Raw genomic sequence first — 21,552 nt, 5'->3', positions numbered from 1 at the left:
CGCTCAGGCCAGATGCAACCGCGTTCCGGCGGCCTCCAGCGCGGCGGCGATGGCAGGCGGCGGGGCGGCATCGGTGACCAGATCGCCGATCCGGTCAAAGCCCGCCACCCGCGCCAGCGCCGGGCGCAGGAACTTGCTGGCATCGGCCACCACCATGCGACGCTCCCCCGCGTCCAGCATCACCCGGGCCAGATCGGCCTCATCCGGCTCGGCGTCCAGCACACCGCCGGCATCCAACGCCGCTGCGGAAATCACCGTCAGCCCGACCCGAAAGCGCGCCAGAAACCCCAGCGCCTCGGCCCCGAAGGCGGCGGCGCTGTCGGGGTGCAGGGCACCGCCTGCCAGATGCACGCGGTTGCCCTCCCCCGCCGCCAGAAGCCGCGCGATGTCGGTGGAATTGGTCACCACCGTCAGCCGCCGGTGCCGGGCCAGCGCGCGCGCCAGCCATGCCGTGGTGGTGCCGGTGTCGAGCATCAGCGTCGCGCCATCGGCGATCATCGCCGCCGCCGCCGCCGCAATGGCGCGCTTGGCCGCCGCATTCTCGCGCATCCGGCGGGCATAGGGCGCCTCGCCCAGCGCGCCCGCCAGCCCCACCGCGCCATGCACCCGCACCAGCCGCCCCGCCGCGGCAAGCTGCGCCACATCGCGCCGCGCCGTTTCATCCGACACAGCCAGCCGCGTCGCCAGCCGGGAAATCGGCTGGCTGCCTTCGGCTTCCAGAAGGGCGATCAGGGCGGTCTGGCGCGGGGTCATCGGGTCTCCTTGGGTTATTGTGGAGAATTGCGGATTTTTGTCGCAATATCCACGAAAATCCACAAGCGATTCCCAGCCCGCACCCCGGAGGCCCCATGTCCCTGCCCTCTCATGCCCAGATCGTCCTCATCGGTGGCGGCATCATCGGCTGTTCCACCGCCTATCACCTTGCCCGCGACCACAAGGCGGATGTGCTGCTGATCGAACAGGGCAGGCTGACCTCGGGCAGCACCTGGCACGCGGCGGGGCTGGTGGGGCAGTTGCGCTCTTCCGCCTCGATCACCCGGGTGCTGAAATACTCGGTCGAGCTTTACAAGGGGTTGGCGGCAGAGACGGGGCTTGAGACCGGCTGGAAGATGACGGGCTGCCTGCGGCTGGCCACCAATGCCGACCGCTGGACGGAATACAAGCGGCTGGCGACCACGGCGAAAAGCTTTGGCATGGAGATGCATCTGATCTCGCCCGACGAGGTCAAGCGGATGTGGCCGCTGATGGATGTTTCCGATCTGGTGGGGGCAAGCTGGCTGCCCACCGACGGGCAGGCCAGCCCGGCGGACATCACCCAATCGCTGGCCAAGGGCGCGCGGATGCATGGGGCAAGGATCCATGAGGGCGTGACTGTTACCGGCTTTGAGATGGACGGGGGCCGGATTCTGGCCGTCCTCACCGATCAGGGCCGCATTGCCTGCGACAAGGTAGTGAACTGCGCCGGCATGTGGGCGCGCGAGGTCGGCGCCATGGCGGGCATCACCGTGCCGCTGCAACCGATCAAGCATCAGTATATCGTGACCGAGAAGATTGCGGGCCTTGCCGCCGACGCCCCCACCCTGCGCGACCCCGACCGGCGCACCTATTTCAAGGAAGAGGTCGGCGGGCTGGTGATGGGCGGCTATGAGCCGAACCCGCAAAGCTGGACCACCGGCGATATTCCGAAAAACTGGGAATTCCGCCTGTTCGATGATGATTATGACCATTTCGCCCAGCATCTGGAGCAGGCCATCGCCCGCATTCCGGCGCTGGAGACCACCGGCGTCAAGCAGATGATCAACGGCGCAGAAAGCTTTACCCCCGACGGGAATTTCATTCTGGGCCGGGCGAATGACTGCGCGAACATGTATGTGGGTGCTGGGTTCAACGCCTTCGGCATCGCCTCGGGCGGCGGGGCGGGCTGGGTTCTGGCGGAATGGGTGATGACGGGCGAGCAGCCGCTTGACCTCTGGTCGGTCGATATCCGGCGCTTTTCCGGCCTGCATCAGGACCGCGCCTGGGTGGATGCGCGCACCTGCGAAGCCTATGGCAAACACTACACCATCGGCTTTCCGCATGAGGAATATGAAAGCGGGCGCCCCCGGATCGTCTCGCCGCTGTATGACCGGCTGAAGGGCCATCGTGCGGTTTTCGGATCGAAACTCGGCTGGGAGCGGCCGAACTGGTTCGCCCCCGCAGGGGTCGAGGCGCAGGACATCTACTCGATGGGCCGGCAGAACTGGTTCGATGCGGTGGGCGAGGAACATCGCCATTGCCGCGAGGCGGTGGGGATTTTCGACCAATCCTCTTTCGCCAAATATGAACTGACGGGCAAGGATGCCGCCCGGGCGTTGGATTACATCTGCGCCAACCATGTGACCAAGGCGCCGGGACGGCTGACCTATACCCAGCTTCTGAACTCACGCGGCGGGATCGAGGCCGATCTGACCGTGGCGCGGCTGGCCGAGGATCATTTCTATATCGTCACCGGCACCGGGTTCCGCAACCATGACTTCGGCTGGATCGCCGATCACCTGCCGCAAGGCGATGTGACCCTGACCGACATCACCGAAGATTGGGGCACGCTGTCGCTGATGGGGCCAAAGGCGCGTGAGGTGTTGGCACGGGTGACTTCGGCGGATGTCTCGAACGCCGGGTTCCCCTTTGGCCATGTGCGGGAAATCCCGATTGCCGGGGCAATCTGCCGGGCGCTGCGGGTGACTTATGTCGGCGAGCTGGGCTGGGAATTGCATGTGCCGCTGGCCGCCACCGGCGCGGTGTTCGATGCGCTGATGTCGGCGGGGGAGCGCGAGGGCATCCGCCCGCTCGGCTATCGCGCGATTGAATCGCTGCGGCTGGAAAAGGGCTATCGTGCCTGGTCGGCCGATATCACGCCCAATGACACGCCGTTCGAGGCGGGACTGGGCTGGGCGGTGAAACTGGGCAAGGGGATGGATTTCCTTGGCCGTGCCGCGCTGGAGGCGGCGGGGCCGCTGGTAAAACGGCTGGCGGGCTTTGTGGTGGATGATCCGTCGGCAGTTCTGGTCGGGCGGGAAACCATCCTGCGCGACGGGGTGCCGGTCGGCTATCTGACCTCGGGCGGCTTTGGCTATACGGTCGGGCGGCCCATCGGCTATGGCTATGTCCGCAATGCCGAGGGCGTCAGCGACGGGTTCCTGACGGGCGGGCGCTATGAGCTGGTGATCGCCAATGAGGTGGTCCCGGCGCGGATCGCGCTGCAAGCGCCCTATGATCCGGCGAATGCCCGGGTCAAGGGCTGAGCCTATCGGAGTCGGGGTGAACCCCGACCTACGGGCCGGTAGGTCGGGGTTTACCCCGACTCCCCCTGCCGGTTTGCGCTTGCCGCCGGTTTCGGGCAGGATCGCCGGTGAAAGTGAGGCCCCATGCCCAGTGACCCCCACCCCGGCCGCGCGCCGTTTCTGGCCGTGCTGATCGACGCCGACAACATTCCGGCCCGTCATGCCGAAGCCATCCTTGGCGAAGTCGCGGCCTTTGGCGAGCCGAGCCTGCGCCGCGTCTATGGCGACTGGTCGAGCCAAGCCCTGACCCAATGGAAAGAGCAGGCGCGCAACCTTGGCCTTGTGATGCATCAGCAATCGGCCAATACCAAGGGCAAGAACGCCAGCGACATCGGCCTTGTGATCGACGCGATGGACATTCTGCACGCGGGCAAGGTGGATGGCTTTGTCCTCGTCTCGTCGGACAGCGATTTCACCCGGCTGGCCAGCCGCATCCGCGAGGATGGGTTGCAGGTCATCGGCATCGGTGAGGCCAAGACGCCCGAATCCCTGCGCAAGGTCTGCAACCGCTTCCTTCTGATCGAGAATATCGCCGGCGCCGAAGAGGTGGCCCCCGCCCAGACCGAGGCGAAAGAGCCCCGCAAGGCCGACACACCGCCGGTCAAGATGGCGCCGGAAAAGGCGATGCCGCTGGTTCTGGATGCCATGCGCAAGATCGACCCGGATCAGGACTGGTATTCGCTGGGGCCGATCGGGCAGGCGATGACGCAGCTTCATCCCGACTTCGATCCGCGCAGCTATGGGTCGGCCAAACTCTCGGACCTGTTGCGCAAGATTTCGCGGTTTGAGGTGAAGGCCGGGCCGAACAATGCGGTGATCGTGCGAGACAAGGCGTAGGGCACGGATTGGCCATCCCTCCGCCCCCCGCGCATCCACAAGGAAAAGGGCGCCGGGATCAGGCGATATCGCGCCCGGCCAGAGCGCCATCGGTGTCGCCATCGGACCGGGTGAAAAGCTGCACCTGCGCCCGGCCCGCGCGTTTGCTGGCATAAAGCGCGGCATCGGCGTCAAACAGCATCCGCTCCGCCTCGGGCCGGTCGTAATAGGCCGACAGCGTGACACCGATCGAGGCCGAAATCCGGCAGGCACGGCCCTCATAGTCAATCGGGCGGCTCAGTCGCGCGATGATGCGGCGGGCAATGCGGACCAGCCGCGCCGCATCGGCAAGGCCGGGGAAGACCAGAACAAATTCATCCCCGCCCACCCGTGCAGCAAGATCCGAGGCGCGGGTCTCCTCGCGCAGCACGCGAGCCACCTCCCGCAGCACATGGTCGCCTGCGGCATGGCCGTGGGTGTCATTGACCTGCTTGAAGAAATCGAGGTCGATATGCATCAGGCCAAAGACCATACCCTGCCCTATCAGCGCCTTCATCTGCAAATCAAGCGCGCGGCGGTTGCGCAGGCCCGTCAACTGATCGGTCAGCGCCCGTTCCTCGGCCGCTTCGCGCGCGCCCTGCAAACGCTGGTTCAGGCTGCGCAATTCATCCATGACGGCCGATTTCGCCTCAACAAGATAGAGCATTTCGACGGTCAGGTCGGTGGCGGCAAAATCCTCCACCGTCAGGCTGTGGCGGCGGACGGCCTCGGTCACGCCGATGCCGAAGGACAGGTTCAGGAACAGCCCGCCCCCCGCCGAAGGCACTGCAAGACCGCGGAAGGTGACCGCCGGATCGGTCGCCAGCGCCAGTGCCAGCGTGCCCGCACGCAGGCGCAGCGCCTCGACCGTGGCGGGGGCGGCGGGGCGGCGCAGCGCCAGAATCTCCTGCACCTGCGCGCCGATCAGGCGGCGGCGCCCGGAAAGCTTGGCCAAAGTCGGGCCGACCGAGACCACATGCCCGCGCGCATCGCAGGCCAGATGCAGCGGCATCAGCCGGTCCAGCGCCTCGGGGCCGAGGCCGATATCGGGGCCCGGCGCCCTCATCCCAGGTCGGCCGACAGGTGAAAGCGGCGCCCGCTGGCATGGCTGTGATCCAGCAGGTCGATGGTCACCACCTCCCCCCCGGAATCGGAACCGGCATGATCCAGCAGCACCAGCGCGCCGTAATCATCGGCCATCGCCCGCAAGAGCCCCACGACCACATGGCCGATACCACGGACATGGCCCCGGCAGCGCAGCCGAAAATGCCCCTCTCCCAGATCGGCAAATTCCAGCGCGGGCAGTTCCAGCTCCGGCAGCGCCAGCCGGGCGCGGTCAGGAAGGTCTTCCAGCGAATAGAGAAAATCGACAAAGCTGGCGCCGCCGAACCGCAGCAGCCGCCGCAACGCCTCGACATTGGGATGCGAGACCAGATAGGTGCCCAGATCCTCAAGCACCGTATCGCGCGGGCGGTTCAGCTCGGTCGCGGCGGCGGCAAGGACCGCCTCTGTCAGCGACGGGTCATAGGTCAGCATGGTTTCAAACCCCTCAAACCCCAGTTGCGCCCGGCGCGTGACCGCGAGCCACAGCGCCGGACCATAGGTATCCCGCAGAAAACACTGGATGGCGCGGTTGAAAAGACCATGCATGGCGGGCACTCGGCAATGATTCCCCCCAAGGCTAGGCGCCAGAGTTTAAGAACCGCCTAAAACCGCCTAGAAAGGCACATCATCCACCTGATGCGCGGGCACCACCCAGCGGGCGACGATGTTCTTGGTCCCGGCATGGTCAAACTCGATCTCGAGTTTGTCGCCCTCGATCCCCATGATCTCGCCATAGCCGAATTTCTGGTGGAACACGCGGTCACCGATGACATAGGCGCTGACCGCCGTGGCATCTATCGTCATATGCCGGGCCTCACGCGGCTGCGACACCGGGCGGGCCGTGTTTCGTTCCGACATGCGCCGCCAGCCGGGGGAATTGTAGACATCGGCCTTGGCCACCCGGTCTTCCAGCCCGCCAAAGGCCGGGGCCGCCGCGCCATAACCGCCACCCATCAGGCCAGGCACCGTCAGCACCTCGACATGCTCACGCGGCAATTCGTCGATGAAACGGCTGGGAAGCTGGCTTTGCCACTGGCCATAGACCCGGCGGTTCGAGGCGAAGGAAATCGTGCAAAGCTCTTCGGCGCGGGTGATGCCGACATAGGCCAGACGGCGTTCCTCTTCGATGCCCTTCTGGCCACTTTCGTCCATGCTGCGCTGGCTGGGAAACAGGCCATCCTCCCACCCCGGCAGGAAAACCACGGGGAATTCCAGACCCTTGGCCGCGTGCAACGTCATCAGGGTGACCTTTTCTTCGGCCGCCTCACTGTCATTGTCCATAATCAGCGCGACATGTTCGAGAAAGCCTTGCAGGCTGTCGAACTGCTCCAGCGCTTTGACCAGTTCCTTGAGGTTCTCCAGCCGCCCCGGCGCTTCGGGCGTCTTGTCGTTCTGCCACATCGCGGTATAGCCGGATTCCTCAAGGATCACCTCGGCCAGCCGCACATGGTCCAGACCACCCTGCGGCGTGTCGGGCAAGAGCGGCTCGACCAGACTGTCTTCGGGCTGGGTGGCGCGCGTTTGCGTGATTGCGGTATGCCAGCGGTCGATGCCTTCGACAAAGGCGCGCAACTGCCCCGCCCCCTTGCCGCCGATGCCGCCCTGCGCCAGAAGCGCCCGCGCGCCGCCCAGAAGGGGCACCTCTGCCGCCCGCGCGGCGCGCTGGATGTCCTGCTGCGCCTTCTCCCCCAGTCCCCGCTTGGGCAGGTTCACCACCCGCTCAAAAGCCAGATCGTCGTCGGGGCTGACGGCCAGCCGGAAATAGGCCATCGCATCGCGGATTTCCTGCCGTTCATAGAACCGCGGCCCGCCGATCACACGATAAGGCAGGCCGATGGTCAGAAAACGGTCCTCAAACGCCCGCATCTGATGGGAGGCGCGCACGAGGATGGCGATTTCATTCAAAGAAAACGCATTGACAGGATAACCACGCAGAGCGCCAAGCATATTGCCTGAGCCGCCCTTGTCATCCTTCAGAAGGTTCAGAATGAGATTATAAGTCTTTAAATCTCGATAAACATTTCCGGTTTCGAACGCATCTCGAATATAGCCCTGTTCATCTATCGGGCCGAGACCCGCTTTTGCTCTTCTATCAAGCTCTTGCTGAAAGCTGGCTAACCTCGGATTATACCTTCTCTTCGCTTCCGCCGAACGGCCACACCTATGGTCTTCGATCTTTTCCCCGATTGACCGTGCCTCTTCCTCACCATCCCAAGCGCTGTTCAGTTGGACCTTCTCGCCTGTCTCAGCCTCGGTCCAGAGCGTCTTGCCCAGCCGCCCCTCATTGCGGGCGATAATACCCGAAGCCGCCGCGAGAATATGCGGGGTGGAGCGGTAGTTCTGTTCCAGCCGGATCACCTGCGCGCCCGGAAAATCCTTCTCGAAGCGCAGGATGTTGCCCACCTCGGCGCCGCGCCAGCCATAGATCGACTGATCGTCGTCGCCGACGCAGCAGATGTTCTTATGCGCCTGCGCCAGAAGCCGCAGCCAGAGATATTGGCAGACGTTGGTATCCTGATACTCGTCCACCAGAATATAGCGGAACCAGCGCTGATATTGCGCCAGCACATCGGGGTGCTTCTGGAAGATCGCCACGCAATGCAACAGAAGGTCGCCGAAATCGGTGGCGTTCAGGCTGCGCAGACGCTCCTGATACTGTTCATAAAGCTCGGTCCCGCGGTTGTTGAAGGCCGAAGCCTCAGACGCGGGCACGCGGTCGGGCGTCAGCGCGCGGTTCTTCCAGCCGTCGATGATCCCGGCCAAGAGGCGCGGCGGCCAGCGTTTGTCGTCGATATTGGCGGCCTGCACCAGTTGCTTGAGCAACCGCAACTGATCATCGGTATCCAGAATGGTGAAGTTCGATTTGAGCCCGACCAGTTCGGCATGGCGGCGCAGGATTTTCACCGAAAGCGAGTGGAAGGTGCCCAGCCATGGCATCCCTTCGACCACCTCGCCCAGAAGGCCGCCGACGCGATTTTTCATCTCGCGTGCGGCCTTGTTGGTGAAGGTCACCGACAGGATTTCATTCGGACGCGCCCGCCCCGTCCGCAACAGATGCACGATGCGCGAGGTCAGCGCCTTGGTCTTGCCGGTGCCCGCCCCGGCCAGCATCAGGACCGGGCCATCCAGCGCCAGAACCGCGGCGCGTTGCGCGGGGTTCAGATCGTCGAGATAGCGCGTGTCGGCCTCACGCGGGGCGCGGGCCCCCAGCGCAAGTTGCGACAGCGGTATGGCGGCGGCCGCAAAAGCTTCGGATTCGTCCCAAGAGTTCATTGGATGAATCTAGCGCCGCAACGGCGTATGTTCAAGGAATGTTCTGCGTTTGCGGCCCGAACCATCCGGCGGCTTCATACCTCATCGCGGCCCATCGCGCGAGCGCGGGCGACGGCAGCGGTCATGGCCGCCGCGAGTGCCGCCTCAAATCCCGCATCCTGCGCCGCCTGCAATCCGGCAGCGGTAATGCCGCGATAGGACATCATCGCCGCAATCACCTCCTCGGCCTGCTCCACCTGCAACCCGGCCGCCGATCCACAAACCACCGCCGCCACCGCACGCTCGGCAATGGGCTGCGGCAAGCCAAAGGCCAGCGCCTGCGCCAGCAGACTGCGTGCCATCAGCGCCGGATAGGCCGGGCCCGAGCCGGAGAAGGCGGTGAGGATGTCGAGATGGTCTTCACTTTCCACCCGGTCCTCGCCGCCCATCGCCGCCAGAATGCGCCGGGTCAGCGCGACATCCGCCGCCGCCAGCCCCTCGGCAAACCACGGCGTATAGGAGGTGCCGGTGGTCGCCCCGCCATTGGGCATCGCGCGCACGATCCTTGCCTCGGGCGCCAACGCGACCAGACGGTCCATCGGAACCGCAGCCATGAACGAGATCAGCAGCCGATTTCCCGGCGCAAACCCCGGCACCGGGAAATCCTCGGGCCGGACCGACAGGACGATGGTGTCGCACAGCGCCTGCAACTCGGCCATGTCGCGCGCCATGATCACGCCCGGATGCGCCTCATAGCCCCCCGCCTTGCCCGAGCGGTTCAGGATCACCAGATCGGCCGCCGGCCAAAGCCCCTTGCGCAACAGGTTCAGGCCAAGCCCCTGCCCCAGCCAGCCGGTGCCGCCAAGAATGCCAAGACGCGATTTTGCAGGATCGGAACCGGATGCAATGCCCATGCCCAAGCCTAGGGATCGGGTGACGGCAAGGCAAGTCGGGTGCAAGCCGGGCAGCACAATTTGCACTTGCAAACCCTGCCCTGCATATTTCGCAAACTTTGCAGTTTCGTGACAGCGCGCCCTTGCGCTGCACCGCAGCGACCGTAGAGTGACCGCAGTTTGCGCAACCCCCCCGCCCAATTGCCTGCCCGGAGTGCTGCCGATGACCGAGTTCAAGAAAATCCTGATCGCAAACCGGGGCGAAATCGCCATCCGGGTGATGCGCGCCGCCAATGAGATGGGCAAGAAGACGGTTGCCGTCTATGCCGAGGAAGACAAGCTGTCGCTGCACCGCTTCAAGGCGGATGAAGCCTATCTGATCGGTCAGGGGCTTTCGCCGGTGGGGGCCTATCTCTCGATCCCCGAGATCATCCGTGTGGCCAAGATGGCGGGGGCGGATGCGATCCACCCCGGATATGGTCTTCTGTCGGAAAACCCCGATTTCGTCGAAGCCTGCGATCAGGCGGGCATCACCTTCATCGGGCCGCGGGCCGAAACCATGCGCGCCTTGGGTGACAAGGCCAGCGCCCGCCGGGTGGCGATCGAGGCGGGCGTGCCGGTGATCCCCGCGACCGAGGTGCTGGGCGACGACATGGCGCTGGTCAAGAAACAGGCGGCCGAAGTGGGCTATCCCTTGATGCTCAAGGCAAGCTGGGGCGGCGGCGGGCGCGGGATGCGCCCGATCCTGTCCGAAGACGAGCTTGAGGCCAAGGTGCGCGAAGGTCGGCGCGAAGCCGAGGCGGCCTTTGGCAATGGCGAAGGTTATCTTGAAAAGATGATCCTGCGCGCCCGCCATGTCGAGGTGCAGATCCTGGGCGACAAGCAGGGCAATGTCTGGCACCTGTGGGAGCGCGACTGCACCGTGCAGCGCCGCAACCAGAAGGTGGTCGAGCGTGCCCCCGCCCCCTATCTGACCGAGGAGCAGCGTGCCGAAGTCTGCGAAATGGCACGGAAAATCTGTGCGCACGTGGATTACGAATGCGCCGGCACCGTCGAATTCCTGATGGATATGGACAGCCAGAAGTTCTACTTCATCGAGGTGAACCCCCGCGTGCAGGTCGAACATACCGTAACCGAAGAGGTGACCGGCATCGACATCGTGCAGGCCCAGATCCTGATCGAGGAAGGCAAGACCCTGACCGAAGCGACCGGCGTCGCCTCTCAGGCCGAGGTCAGGCTGAACGGCCATGCCGTGCAATGCCGGGTGACGACCGAAGACCCGCTGAACAATTTCATCCCCGACTATGGCCGCCTGACCGCCTATCGCAGCGCCACCGGCAACGGCATTCGTCTGGATGGCGGCACCGCTTATGCCGGCGGGGTGATCACCCGCTATTACGACAGCCTGCTGGTCAAGGTGACGGCCCATGCCCAAACGCCGGAAAAGGCGATTGCACGGATGGACCGGGCGCTGCGCGAGTTCCGCATCCGCGGCGTGGCGACGAATATCGAATTCGTCATCAACCTGCTGAAGCACCCGACCTTCCTTGACTACAGCTATACGACCAAATTCATCGACACGACCCCTGCCCTCTTTGCCTTCAAGAAGCGGCGCGACCGGGCGACCAAGATCCTGACCTATATCGCCGACATCACGGTGAACGGGCACCCCGAGACGGCGGGCCGCCCGAAACCCCATGCCGAGGCCAAGGCGCCGAAACCGCCCAAGGCCCGCGCCGAACCGGCGATGGGCACCCGCAACCTTCTGGAGCAGAAGGGTCCGCAGGCGGTGGCCGACTGGATGAAGGCGCAGACCAAGGTGCTGATCACCGACACCACCATGCGCGACGGGCACCAGAGCCTCTTGGCCACGCGGATGCGGTCGATCGACATGATCACCGTGGCGCCCGCCTATGCCGCCAACCTGCCGCAGCTTTTCAGCGTCGAATGCTGGGGCGGGGCAACCTTTGACGTGGCCTACCGCTTCTTGCAGGAATGCCCGTGGCAGCGGCTGCGCGACCTGCGCGCGGCGATGCCCAATGTGATGACGCAGATGCTGCTGCGCGCCTCGAACGGGGTCGGCTATACCAATTACCCCGACAATGTGGTGCAGGCTTTCGTGGCGCAGGCCGCGAAAACCGGGGTGGATGTGTTCCGCGTGTTCGACAGCCTGAACTGGGTGGAAAACATGCGCGTCGCCATGGATGCGGTGGTCGAGGCTGGCAAGGTCTGCGAAGGCACCATCTGCTATACCGGCGACATGCTGGACCCGGCCCGCGCCAAGTATGACCTGAAATATTATGTGGAGCGCGCGAAAGAGCTGAAGTCTGCCGGCGCCCATGTGCTGGGGCTGAAGGACATGGCGGGGCTGTTGAAGCCCGCTGCCGCGCGGCAACTGGTCAAGGCGCTGAAACAGGAAATCGGCCTGCCGATCCATTTCCATACGCATGACACCTCGGGTGCTGCGGCGGCCACCATTCTGGCCGCCTGCGATGCCGGGGTGGATGCGGTGGATGCGGCGATGGATGCGTTTTCGGGCGGCACCTCGCAGCCCTGCCTCGGCTCGATCGTCGAGGCGCTGCGCCATACCGAGCGCGATACCGGCCTTGATATCGCCGCCATCCGCGAGATTTCCAACTATTGGGAACATGTCCGCGCGCAATATGCCGCCTTTGAATCCGGCCTGCCGGCCCCGGCGAGCGAGGTTTACCTGCACGAAATGCCCGGCGGCCAGTTCACCAACCTCAAGGCGCAGGCGCGCTCGCTGGGTCTGGAAGAGCGTTGGCCCGAGGTGGCGCAAGCCTATGCCGATGCCAACCGGATGTTCGGCGACATCGTGAAGGTCACCCCCTCGTCCAAGGTGGTCGGCGATATGGCGCTGATGATGGTGGCGCAGGGGCTGACCCGGGCGCAGGTCGAAGACCCGGGCCATGACGTGGCCTTCCCGGACTCGGTCGTGGACATGATGAAGGGCAATCTTGGCCAGCCGCATGGCGGCTGGCCTGCCGGCATCCAGAAGAAGGTGCTGAAAGGCGAGGCGCCGCTGGCAGACCGGCCCGGCAAATCGCTGCCGCCGGTCGATCTGGAAGGCGAGCGGGCGCGCCTTTCGGCCGAGCTGAACGGCTATCCGGTGGATGACGAGGATCTGAACGGATATCTGATGTATCCCAAGGTCTTCCTCGACTATATGGGCCGCCACAAGTCCTATGGCCCGGTGCGGACCCTGCCGACGCGGACCTTCTTTTACGGAATGCAGCCGGGCGAAGAGATCACGGCCGAAATCGACCCCGGCAAGACACTGGAACTGCGGTTGCAGGCGGTGGGCGAGACCACCGATGACGGCGAGGTGAAGGTGTTCTTCGAGCTGAACGGCCAGCCCCGGGTGATCCGCGTGGCAAACCGCGCGATCAAGGCCCGCACCGCCGCACGGCCGAAGGCCGCCGATGGCAACCCCGCTCATATCGGCGCGCCGATGCCCGGCTCGGTCGCTTCGGTGGCGGTGACCGTGGGCCAGAAGGTCAACGCGGGCGACCTTCTGCTGACCATCGAGGCGATGAAGATGGAAACCGGCCTGCACGCCGACCGCGCCGCGACGGTCAAGGCGCTGCATGTTCAGGCTGGCAGCCAGATCGAGGCGAAGGATCTGCTGGTCGAACTGGAGTAGGTCTTTGGCAAGGATGGGCAGATTGCCCATCCCCCAAACTCACTTCTTCTTGACGAACTCGGTCAGGATCACGATGCGCTGGCCTTCGACGCGGCCCTCGATATGGGCCGCGTTGTCGGCCACCAGCGAGATGCCGCGCACCGCCGTTCCGCGCTTGGCGGTAAAACCGGCGCCCTTGACCGGCAGATCCTTGATCAGCACCACATCGTCGCCCCGCGCCAGCAGCACGCCATTGCTGTCGCGGTGTTCCAGCGCGGCGGGCATGTCGGCCCAGCTCTGCGCCTGATCGCCCAGCACCATACCGTCGCGCACCTCGGTCGCCCATGCCTCGCCCAATTGGCCGAGCTTACGCCAGACGGCAAGCTGCACCTCGGGCACCTCGGACCATGCAGCGCCTTCCAGCGCGCGCCAATGGCTGGCAGGGGCGGACGCCTCCTCGCGGCACAGCGCGCACAGCACGATCTCGCCCCCCGGCGGCACGGGCACGGCACTCAGCGCCTCGGCGGCGCCGCAAAATTCGCAAACCCCGCCAGAGCGGGTCAGAAGGGCGGAAGGGATCATCGGGGGCTCCTTGGTTGCCCCTCCCCTACGCCCTGCGGGCCCGGAAAGAAAGGGTCAGAGAACCCGCAAATCCCCCGCCATCCACGGCCATTCGGCCAGTGCGGGTGCCACCACCAGATCGCCGATCAGCCCACGCAGCCGCCCGGCAATCTGCCCCGGCATGTCCTGCAACACCCCCGACCGCGCCGAAAGCGACAGCGTGCGTTCCAGCGCGGCGAAGGGCAAGGGCGCCACCTCGACCGCCGCGCGGAACCGGGCGGCATGGTGCAGGGCAAGCGGCGTCAGGATGGTCCATCCCTCGCCGCCCGCGACCATGGCCAGAATGGCGTGATAGCTGTCAAGTTCCAGCCGATGCGCCAGCCGCAAGTTCTGCCGCGCCAGATGTGCTGCAATCTGCCGCCCCATCAGATGCCGCGCGGTATATTGGATCAGCGGCAGGCTGTCCCACGCCCGCCCCTTGGGTGTCACGGCAACGAAAGGCTCGGCCAGCAGCGGATGCACCTCGCGCCAACCCTCATCGCTGCCCGCCTGCCCCAGATCGGCCGTCACGGCGATATCCAGCGCCCGCGCGTCAAGCTGGTCCAGCAGGCGGTGGCTGGCGCCGGTCTCCAGCAGAAAGCGGCAACCGCGCAATTCCGCCGCCAGCGCGGACAGAAGGCGCGGCGTCACCTCGGCGTCGAAATCCTCGATCATGCCAAGGCGCAGCGTGGTCAGACCCGACAGGTCGGCCATCGCCAGTTCGGCCCGCGCCTCGGCTTCGGCATTCAGGATGGTCTGGGCATGGCGGCGGAACATCGCCCCGGCGGGGGTCAGCGCCATCGGCCGTGCGGTGCGGTCCAGAAGCGCCGCCCCCAGCGCCGCCTCAAGCCCGGTCAACTGCTGTGAAATGGCCGAAGGCGATACGCCCAGCCGCCGCGCCGCCGCCGAAATGGCCCGCTCTTCGGCCACCGCCAGAAAGACCTCGATGGCCCAGAGCGTGACGCGGCCCGAGGTCTCGGGCATGGCTCAGAGCTTTGAGAGCTTCTTCTGAAGCTCGGCAAACTGCTTCTTGATCTCCGCCAGTTCTTCGGCCGAACCGGGGGCCGGCGCCTCTTCGCCGGGTCCGGTGCTGCCGGCGTTCCAGCCGGGAATGCCGCCCATCATGGTTTTCATGAAGGCTTCCTGACTTTTGCGCATCGCCTCGAACCCGGGCATGGCGGCCATCGGGTTGGGCAGGGCGGAAAGGTTTTCCATCACCTTCGACTGCCCCTCGCGCAGCATCTCGAAGCTGGCGGCAAGGAATTGCGGCACCACCGACTGCACATTGGTGGTATAGCTGCGCACCAGATCGGTCAGCACATTGGTCGGCAGCACGGTGTCGCCCTTGGATTCATGCTCGGCCACGATCTGCAACAGATACTGCCGGGTCAGGTCATCGCCCGATTTCAGATCGACGATCTGCACCTCGCGGCCGGCGCGGATAAAGCTCGCAATATCCTCAAGCGTCACATAATCCGACGTCTCGGTATTGTAGAGGCGGCGGCTGGCGTATCGCTTGATCAGCAGGGGCTTTGCGGTCTCGGCCATGGTCTTGTCTCCCTGTGCTTTATGCGTTTGCAGAGAAGCTTAGGCGAGGCGCAGAAAAAAAGAAAGGGCGGGCTCATGGCCCGCCCTCCGGCTTCCCTCAGGGAGGAAAGGGAAGCTCTGGATCGTCAGATCACTTGGCAGCGGTCGCGGCGGTCGCGGCCTTTTTGGCAGCGGCGGTCACGTCGGCGGTGGCTTTCTTCACGGCCGAGGTGGCTTCTTCCGAAACGTCCTTGCCGGCAGCCAGGATCAGTTCGACGGTTTCGATCTGCACCTTCTTGGCAACTTCAGCGAAGGCGGCCAGGTTCTCGGCAGCCAGTTCGGCGGTGGCGGTGGCGAGGTCGCTCACGGCTTTGCCGTATTCAACCGGCTCGGCCTTGGCCTTGGCAGCGGTCGCCAGCTTGGCGATCGAGTCCTTGGCCCATTTGGACGAGATTTCGGTCGATTTTTCAGCGGCGGCCAGTGCAACGGCCGACAGCTTTTCGCCGAAAGCGGCTTGGGTCTTGAAGGCGTTCTGGAACGCGGTGGCGTCAACCGGAAGCGAAGCGAAGATGTCTTGGAAGGCTTTGGTGAAGTCGGGGGTCTTGGTCATTTCATTTGCTCCTGAAAATCCGGGTCATCCCGTTTTCTGATGAGCCATATATACATGCTGCATCGCAGCATTTCAAGTAAATTTCTGCAATGCAGCATTTCTTCCCCCGCGCCCGGTTGACGCAGGGGAAATCTTCCAAGGATCAATGGCTTGGCTTGGGCAACACATAGGTTCCCGGGGCCGGGCACAGCACCGGCACCCCCGAATCGCCCGGAATTCTGGCCTTCACCTGCCCGCCCGACCGGCCGGCCAGCCAGGCGCCCCAGCGTGGCCACCAGCTCCCTTGATGGAAGGTGGCGCCTGCCAGCCAGTCCTCGGGCGCAGCCATCGGACCATCGTTGGTGTAATGGCCATACTTGCCCTTGGATGGCGGGTTGATGATGCCTGCGATATGGCCCGACTGCGAAAGGATGAAGGTCTTGTCGTCAGATCCCATCTGCCGCACGCTGTTGAAGCTGCCCTTCCAATGCGCGATGTGATCGGTCTCGCAGGCGATGGCGCAAAGCGGCACCTTCACGCCCTCAAGGCTGACCGGCTTGCCGAAGACCGGGAATTCGCCCTTGGCAAAGCCGTCCTGCTGGCAGAGGCCGCGCAGATATTCGATGGCCATCTTGGCGGGCAGGTTGGTGCCGTCGCCGTTCCAGTAAAGCAGGTCAAAGGCGGGCGGCGTCTCGCCCAGCATGTAGCTTTTGATGGCGGGGGTATAGATCAGGTCGTTCGAGCGCAGGAACGAGAAGGTGCGGCTCATGAAGAACCGCGACAGGATGCCGTCGGATTCGCTTTGCCGCTGAATCCCATCGACGAAATCGTCGTTGAGGAACACCCCCACCTCACCCGGGTCCGAGAAATCGGCCAGCGTGGTAAAGAAGGTCGCCGATTTGACCGAAGGGTCGCCTGCCCGCTCCAGATGCGCCAGCGTCAGGCCCAGAGTGGTGCCCGCAATGCAATAGCCGACGCAGTTGATCTGTTTCTCGCCGGTGATGCGGCGCACCTCGGCCATGGCGGTCAGATAGCCCTCGCGGATGTAATCATCCATGCCCACATCGGCATAGCCGGCATCCGGGTTCACCCAACTGACCACGAACAAGGTAAAGCCCTGATCGACGATCCATTTGATCAAGCTGTTTTGCGGCTTGAGGTCCATCACATAGAATTTGTTGATCCAGGGCGGAAAGATCAGCAGTGGCGTGGCATGGACCGTCTCGGTCGTGGGCGCATACTGGATCAGCTCCAGCATCCGGTTGCGAAACACGACAGAGCCGGGGGTGGTCGCAATGTTGCGCCCGATCTCGAATGCCTCGCGGTCGGCAAGCGTCACCAGAAGCTCGCCGTTGTTGGCCTCGATATCGGAGATCAGGTTTTCCAGCCCCTTCACCAGACTTTCGCCATCGGTGGCGATGGCCTTTTCCAGCGCATCGGGGTTGGTGCCCAGAAAATTGGTCGGCGACAGCATATCGACGATCTGCTTGGTGAAATATTCCACCCGCTGCCGCTCGCCCGGCTCGATGCCTTCCATATCGGCGATGGCGGTGCTGACGGCATCCGAGTTGATCAGATATTGCTGCTTGAGATAGTTGAACGCCGGGTGGGTCTCCCACAGCGGATTGGCAAAGCGGCGGTCCTTGGGCCCCGGGTCGGCGGGGGCCTTGAACTCGCCCGTGGCAAGGGCCTGCTGCGCCTCGATGTAATGCTTCAGGCTTTTGGTCCAATAGCCGACCTGATGCTCCAGCACCTTGGCCGGGTTCTGCATCATCGCCGCCAGATAGGCTTGGGCCGCCTTCATGAACACCTCTTGCGAAGGGCCGTTCAGCGAAGGGTCATGCGGCTTGTAGCGGGCCAAAGCGCCCATCAGCCGCTCGGACAGGGCCTCGACCTTGGCAAGGTTCTCGGTCAGTTTCTCCAACTTTGGTCCTGCGTCATATTCATCAGTTGTCATGATATCTTTTCGACCCTATTCTCGCTGCTACGCAGCATAGCAACGCTTTGCCCAACAGGCGATGCGACGCATCGGCCAAGGAGACGCCCGTGAAGTATATGGCCACCTACGACCTGATGGAAAGCGCCCGTAATACCAATGAGTGGCTGGGTGCAACAGCACGCGCCATGGCCTCTTACCCGGCCTTCGCCCTGACCATGAGTCCGATGCTGCAACTCGCCGCCGCATGGGGCGAAGTGACCGAACGCAGCTTTTCCCGCATGGTCGCCAAGCCCGACTGGGGCATCCGTTCGATCCCCGGGCCCGACGGGCAGGATCACCTCGTCGATGTGAAATCGGTGGTCGAAAAGCCCTTTGGCAATCTGGTGCAGTTTTTCGTGCGCCGCCGTGCGCCCATGGCTCGCAAGATCCTGCTGGTGGCGCCGATGTCGGGCCATTACGCCACGCTTCTGCGTTCGACCGTCTCAAGCTTGCTGCCCGATGCCGATATCTATGTGACCGACTGGCACAATGCCCGCGACATTCCGGTGTCGGCGGGCAAGTTCGATGTCGAAGATTACACGCTCTATCTGGTCGAGTTCATGCGGCACCTCGGCCCCGATACCCATGTCATCGCCATCTGTCAGCCCGCGCCGCTGACCCTTGCCGCCACCGCCTATCTGGCCGGGGAAGACCCCGCCGCCCAGCCGCGCAGCCTGACGCTGATCGGCGGCCCGATCGACCCGGACGCCGCCGCGACCGAGGTGACCGACTTCGGACGCCGAATCACCATGGGGCAATTGGAGCAGATCGCCATCCAGCGGGTGGGCTTCAAATACAAGGGCGTGGGCCGTCTGGTCTATCCGGGATTGCTGCAACTGCAAAGCTTCATGTCGATGAATGCCGAGCGTCACTCCAAAGCTTTCGCCGAGCAGATCATGCGCGTCGCCCGCGGCGAAGCGTCTGATCATGATGCCCACAACCGCTTCTACGACGAATATCTTGCCGTGATGGACATGACGGCAGAATTCTATCTCTCCACCGTTGAGCGCATCTTCAAGAACCGCGAAATCGCCCGGAATGAATTCGTGGTGGCAGGCAAGAAGGTGGATATCGGCGCCATCACCCAGGTCGCGGTGAAGACGGTTGAAGGCGAGAAGGACGACATTTCCGCACCCGGCCAATGCGTGGCGGCGCTGAAGCTTTGCACCGGGCTGCCGGAATCGAAGAAAGCCAGCCACCTGGAACCCGACGCCGGCCATTACGGCATCTTCGCCGGCAAGAGCTGGCGCCTGAACATCCGCCCGCTGGTCCTGAACTTCATCGACGCCAATTCGGCCGCCCCGGTGCCCGCCCCCGCCAAACCCAAGCTTCAGGCGGTCTGAGCAGGCGGGGTCACCGCAACAGGACCGGCCCAGCCAGAAAGGCCGCCAGCGCCTCGCTCACCGCTTCGGGTTGCTCCAGCGGGGCGAGGTGGCCAGCGTCGGGGATCACCTGCAACTTGCCGAAGGGCATCAGGTTGGCCGTGAACTCCTGCCGCCGCATCGGCACCAGCGTATCGACAGCCCCGGCGATCACCAGCGCGGGCAGCTTGACCTTGCGCATGGTCTTCTGCTGATCCGGGCGGCGCTGCAGGGCGCGGCTCTGGCGCAGAAAAACCCCCTCGCCCAGACCCAGCGCCATATCCTTGACCAGCGCCATGACCTCATCGCGCCACGGGCTGTCGGCAATCGCAGCCGCCGGGATTTCCTCGCGCATGGCCTCAACCAGACGGCCCGCGCGGGCGGCCACCATCCGCGTTTCGCGCGCCACCGCCGCCTGCGGCGCCTCGGCCAGCGGATCGGTCGCCATCAGGACGACCCGCGTCACCCGCTCGGGCACCCGGCGGATCAGGTCCAGCGCGACATCACCGCCAAGACCATGGCCCAGCAGCGCGAATTTCGCCGGCAGATCGGGCAGCATCGCCTCTGACATCTGCTCCACCGTGTCGCCCCGCGTCGGCAGGCTGACCAACATGGCCCGGCTGCCCCCCAGTTGGACCATCTGCGGCAGGAACAGCCGCGCATCGGCCATCAGCCCCGGAATCAGCACCAGCGGTTCGGCCATCACAATCCCGCCGCCCAATCGAGGATCAGCGTTACCGTGCCGGCCGTCTGCCCGGGCGACAGCGTGTCGCCCGCGATCACATGGGAATAGCGGTCATCCCCCGGCCCCATCTGCCGCGCCTCCCGCCGGACCGGCCCGCCCCAGCCCGCCAGCACATCCTGCGCCGCGGCAGGGCTGACCACCTGATCATCCGGGCTCTGGATCAAAAGCAGCGGCGCCTCGGCCGTGCTGTAATCCTGCGCACGCGCATGACGCACCAGCGCCGCCATCGGGAACAGGGCGGCGGTCGGATAGGTCGTGGTCCAATGCGCCGCATGAGCGGCATTCTGCGGCGCAAAGCTGCGCTCGGCCCCGGCGACGACCGGCCCCCAGACCTCGACCCAAGGCAGGTCCAGAATCTTGCCCGCCCAAGGCCGCAGCCCGAAATTGGGCGAGATCAGAACCACCCCCGCCAGCCCGCCGTTCAGGCGCCCGTCCCGCGCCGCCATGGCCGCCAGCGTGCCGCCGGTCGAGGTGGCGATCACCAGCACCCGGTCGCCGAGCCGCTGCCCGATGGCCAGCGCCTCGGCGGTGTCTTCGATCCAGTCCTGCGCCGTGGGCTCGGCCATTGCCGCCCCGTTCCGGCCATGGCCCGCCAGCCGGGTGAAGAACAGGTTCGCCCCCAGGGCCCGCGCCACCTGATCCGGCACCGGGCGGATTTCCTCGGAACTGGCCGAGAAGCCATGCAGATAAACCACCGCCAGCGGCGTCTTCACCCCGGCCTGCCCGGCCCAGACAATGCGCTTTTCCTCTCCCGCCCGCAGGTCAGGCACCGCCGCCTCGCGCGCCGCCAGCCATGCGGGCAGGTCAGCGGGCAGGCTGGCCGGATCAAAGGCGATCGGCCCGCCCACCTGATCGGGCGGATCGGTGGCCCAAAGCACGCCGCCAACCACGAGCAGGGCAACCAGAATCCGGCCCAGCGCCCGCCCCAGCCTACGCATGGTGCAAAACCTCTGCGATGGCCGCCTCGATCAGCGCCAGACACTCCGGCGTGGAAAAGCGGTGATCGGCCCCCTTGACCAGCGTCAGCCGGATATCCGGCCCTGTCGCATGGTCCAAAAGCCGCAAAGCCACCGCAGGCGGCACATCGCTGTCCGCCGTCCCCTGCAACAGCCGCACCGGAAAGGGCAGCGGCAGCGGGTCGCGCAGCACCAGCCGCCCCCGCCCCTCTTCGATCAGCCGCCTTGTGATCACATAGCCCGCCGGATCATAGTCCGATGGCAGCACCACCCGGCCCTCTGCCGCCAACGCCGCACGCTGCGCCGCGGCAAACCCCGCCCACATGCTGTCTTCGGTGAAATCCGGCGCGGCAGCAATGCCCACCAGCCCCGCCACCCGCGCGGGCAGCGCCCGGGCCAGTAAGAGCGAAATCCAGCCCCCCATGGACGAACCGACCAGAACCTGCGGCCCTTCTGTCAGCGCCTGCACCGCCGCCCGCGCATCCTCGAACCAGTCGCCGATAGCGCCGTCCAGAAAATCGCCCGAAGACTGGCCATGGCCGGAATAATCGAAGCGCAGAAAGGCCCGGCCGGTCCGCGCCGCCCAATCCTGCAGGTAAAGCGCCTTGGTGCCCTGCATGTCCGATTTGAACCCGCCCAGAAACACCACCCCCGGCCCCCGGCCTGCGCGGCGCTCATAGGCAAGACGGCGGCCCTGCGGGGTGGTCAGAAATTCGGTCAAATCAGGCT

At 65.0% G+C, this 21,552-nt stretch carries 17 protein-coding genes; 4 read left to right on the top strand and 13 right to left on the bottom strand.

Annotated elements, in window-relative coordinates:
* Window positions 1-3 precede the first annotated feature (3 nt).
* Complete coding sequence (locus HS053_RS03265; protein WP_174209780.1) at window positions 4-753, bottom strand: DeoR/GlpR family DNA-binding transcription regulator; 750 nt, start codon at window positions 751-753, stop codon at window positions 4-6.
* A gap of 95 nt (window positions 754-848) precedes the next feature.
* Here HS053_RS03265 and HS053_RS03260 point away from each other — a divergent pair, with 95 nt between their 5' ends.
* Together HS053_RS03260 and HS053_RS03255 are read left to right on the top strand one after the other, a co-directional pair.
* Entirely contained in the window at window positions 849-3,281 is a 2,433-nt protein-coding gene (locus HS053_RS03260) for a GcvT family protein (protein WP_174209779.1), read from the top strand.
* A 123-nt stretch (window positions 3,282-3,404) separates the two neighbouring features.
* Window positions 3,405-4,157, top strand: a complete 753-nt coding sequence (locus HS053_RS03255; protein ID WP_174209778.1) for an NYN domain-containing protein — start codon at window positions 3,405-3,407, stop codon at window positions 4,155-4,157.
* A gap of 58 nt (window positions 4,158-4,215) precedes the next feature.
* Here the strand turns inward: HS053_RS03255 and HS053_RS03250 are convergent, their stop codons facing one another.
* The 4 genes from HS053_RS03250 to HS053_RS03235 all read right to left on the bottom strand — a co-directional run bounded on the left by HS053_RS03250 (window position 4,216) and on the right by HS053_RS03235 (window position 9,445).
* A complete protein-coding gene (locus HS053_RS03250) occupies window positions 4,216-5,241 on the bottom strand; it encodes a diguanylate cyclase domain-containing protein (RefSeq protein ID WP_174209777.1) in 1,026 nt (341 codons plus the stop codon).
* Window positions 5,238-5,825 carry a heme NO-binding domain-containing protein gene (locus tag HS053_RS03245; protein WP_174209776.1) on the bottom strand — a complete coding sequence of 196 codons (588 nt, stop codon included), beginning with the start codon at window positions 5,823-5,825 and terminating at the stop codon, window positions 5,238-5,240. The genes HS053_RS03250 and HS053_RS03245 overlap by 4 nt, the downstream gene beginning before the upstream one ends.
* A gap of 66 nt (window positions 5,826-5,891) precedes the next feature.
* The gene (locus HS053_RS03240; RefSeq protein ID WP_174209775.1) at window positions 5,892-8,552 is read right to left on the bottom strand and encodes an ATP-dependent helicase; all 2,661 of its coding nucleotides are present in this window, start codon (window positions 8,550-8,552) and stop codon (window positions 5,892-5,894) included.
* A 74-nt stretch (window positions 8,553-8,626) separates the two neighbouring features.
* Window positions 8,627-9,445: a pyrroline-5-carboxylate reductase family protein gene (locus HS053_RS03235; protein WP_174209774.1), complete on the bottom strand. Its 819-nt coding sequence runs from the start codon at window positions 9,443-9,445 to the stop codon at window positions 8,627-8,629.
* Between the two features lie 202 nt (window positions 9,446-9,647).
* On the opposite strand from HS053_RS03235, the gene HS053_RS03230 reads away from it, so the two are divergent.
* On the top strand, window positions 9,648-13,088 hold the full coding sequence (locus tag HS053_RS03230) for a pyruvate carboxylase (protein ID WP_174209773.1): 3,441 nt from the start codon (window positions 9,648-9,650) through the stop codon (window positions 13,086-13,088).
* A 39-nt stretch (window positions 13,089-13,127) separates the two neighbouring features.
* Here the strand turns inward: HS053_RS03230 and HS053_RS03225 are convergent, their stop codons facing one another.
* The 5 genes from HS053_RS03225 to phaC all read right to left on the bottom strand — a co-directional run bounded on the left by HS053_RS03225 (window position 13,128) and on the right by phaC (window position 17,740).
* The gene (locus HS053_RS03225) at window positions 13,128-13,649 is read right to left on the bottom strand and encodes a PhnA domain-containing protein (protein WP_174209772.1); all 522 of its coding nucleotides are present in this window, start codon (window positions 13,647-13,649) and stop codon (window positions 13,128-13,130) included.
* 54 nt (window positions 13,650-13,703) lie between these two features.
* The gene (locus HS053_RS03220) at window positions 13,704-14,651 is read right to left on the bottom strand and encodes a LysR family transcriptional regulator (RefSeq protein WP_174209771.1); all 948 of its coding nucleotides are present in this window, start codon (window positions 14,649-14,651) and stop codon (window positions 13,704-13,706) included.
* A gap of 3 nt (window positions 14,652-14,654) precedes the next feature.
* Window positions 14,655-15,215, bottom strand: a complete 561-nt coding sequence (phaR, locus tag HS053_RS03215) for a polyhydroxyalkanoate synthesis repressor PhaR (RefSeq protein WP_174209770.1) — start codon at window positions 15,213-15,215, stop codon at window positions 14,655-14,657.
* 130 nt (window positions 15,216-15,345) lie between these two features.
* Entirely contained in the window at window positions 15,346-15,804 is a 459-nt protein-coding gene (locus HS053_RS03210) for a Phasin (protein ID WP_174209769.1), read from the bottom strand.
* Between the two features lie 142 nt (window positions 15,805-15,946).
* Entirely contained in the window at window positions 15,947-17,740 is a 1,794-nt protein-coding gene (gene phaC / locus HS053_RS03205) for a class I poly(R)-hydroxyalkanoic acid synthase (RefSeq protein ID WP_174209768.1), read from the bottom strand.
* Between the two features lie 89 nt (window positions 17,741-17,829).
* Here phaC and phaZ point away from each other — a divergent pair, with 89 nt between their 5' ends.
* Complete coding sequence (gene phaZ, locus HS053_RS03200) at window positions 17,830-19,104, top strand: polyhydroxyalkanoate depolymerase (protein ID WP_174209767.1); 1,275 nt, start codon at window positions 17,830-17,832, stop codon at window positions 19,102-19,104.
* Window positions 19,105-19,114: 10 nt separating this feature from the next.
* Here the strand turns inward: phaZ and HS053_RS03195 are convergent, their stop codons facing one another.
* The 3 genes from HS053_RS03195 to HS053_RS03185 are packed head-to-tail and all read right to left on the bottom strand — an operon-like array spanning window position 19,115 to window position 21,544.
* The gene (locus tag HS053_RS03195; RefSeq protein ID WP_174209766.1) at window positions 19,115-19,825 is read right to left on the bottom strand and encodes an alpha/beta fold hydrolase; all 711 of its coding nucleotides are present in this window, start codon (window positions 19,823-19,825) and stop codon (window positions 19,115-19,117) included.
* Window positions 19,825-20,805: an alpha/beta hydrolase gene (locus tag HS053_RS03190; RefSeq protein WP_174209765.1), complete on the bottom strand. Its 981-nt coding sequence runs from the start codon at window positions 20,803-20,805 to the stop codon at window positions 19,825-19,827. The genes HS053_RS03195 and HS053_RS03190 overlap by 1 nt, the downstream gene beginning before the upstream one ends.
* On the bottom strand, window positions 20,798-21,544 hold the full coding sequence (locus HS053_RS03185) for an alpha/beta hydrolase (protein ID WP_174209764.1): 747 nt from the start codon (window positions 21,542-21,544) through the stop codon (window positions 20,798-20,800). The genes HS053_RS03190 and HS053_RS03185 overlap by 8 nt, the downstream gene beginning before the upstream one ends.
* Window positions 21,545-21,552 lie beyond the last annotated feature (8 nt).

It is taken from the genome of Tabrizicola fusiformis, from assembly GCF_013328815.1.
Lineage (GTDB): Bacteria > Pseudomonadota > Alphaproteobacteria > Rhodobacterales > Rhodobacteraceae > Fuscibacter.
This window is presented reverse-complemented; position numbering and strand designations above follow the sequence as displayed.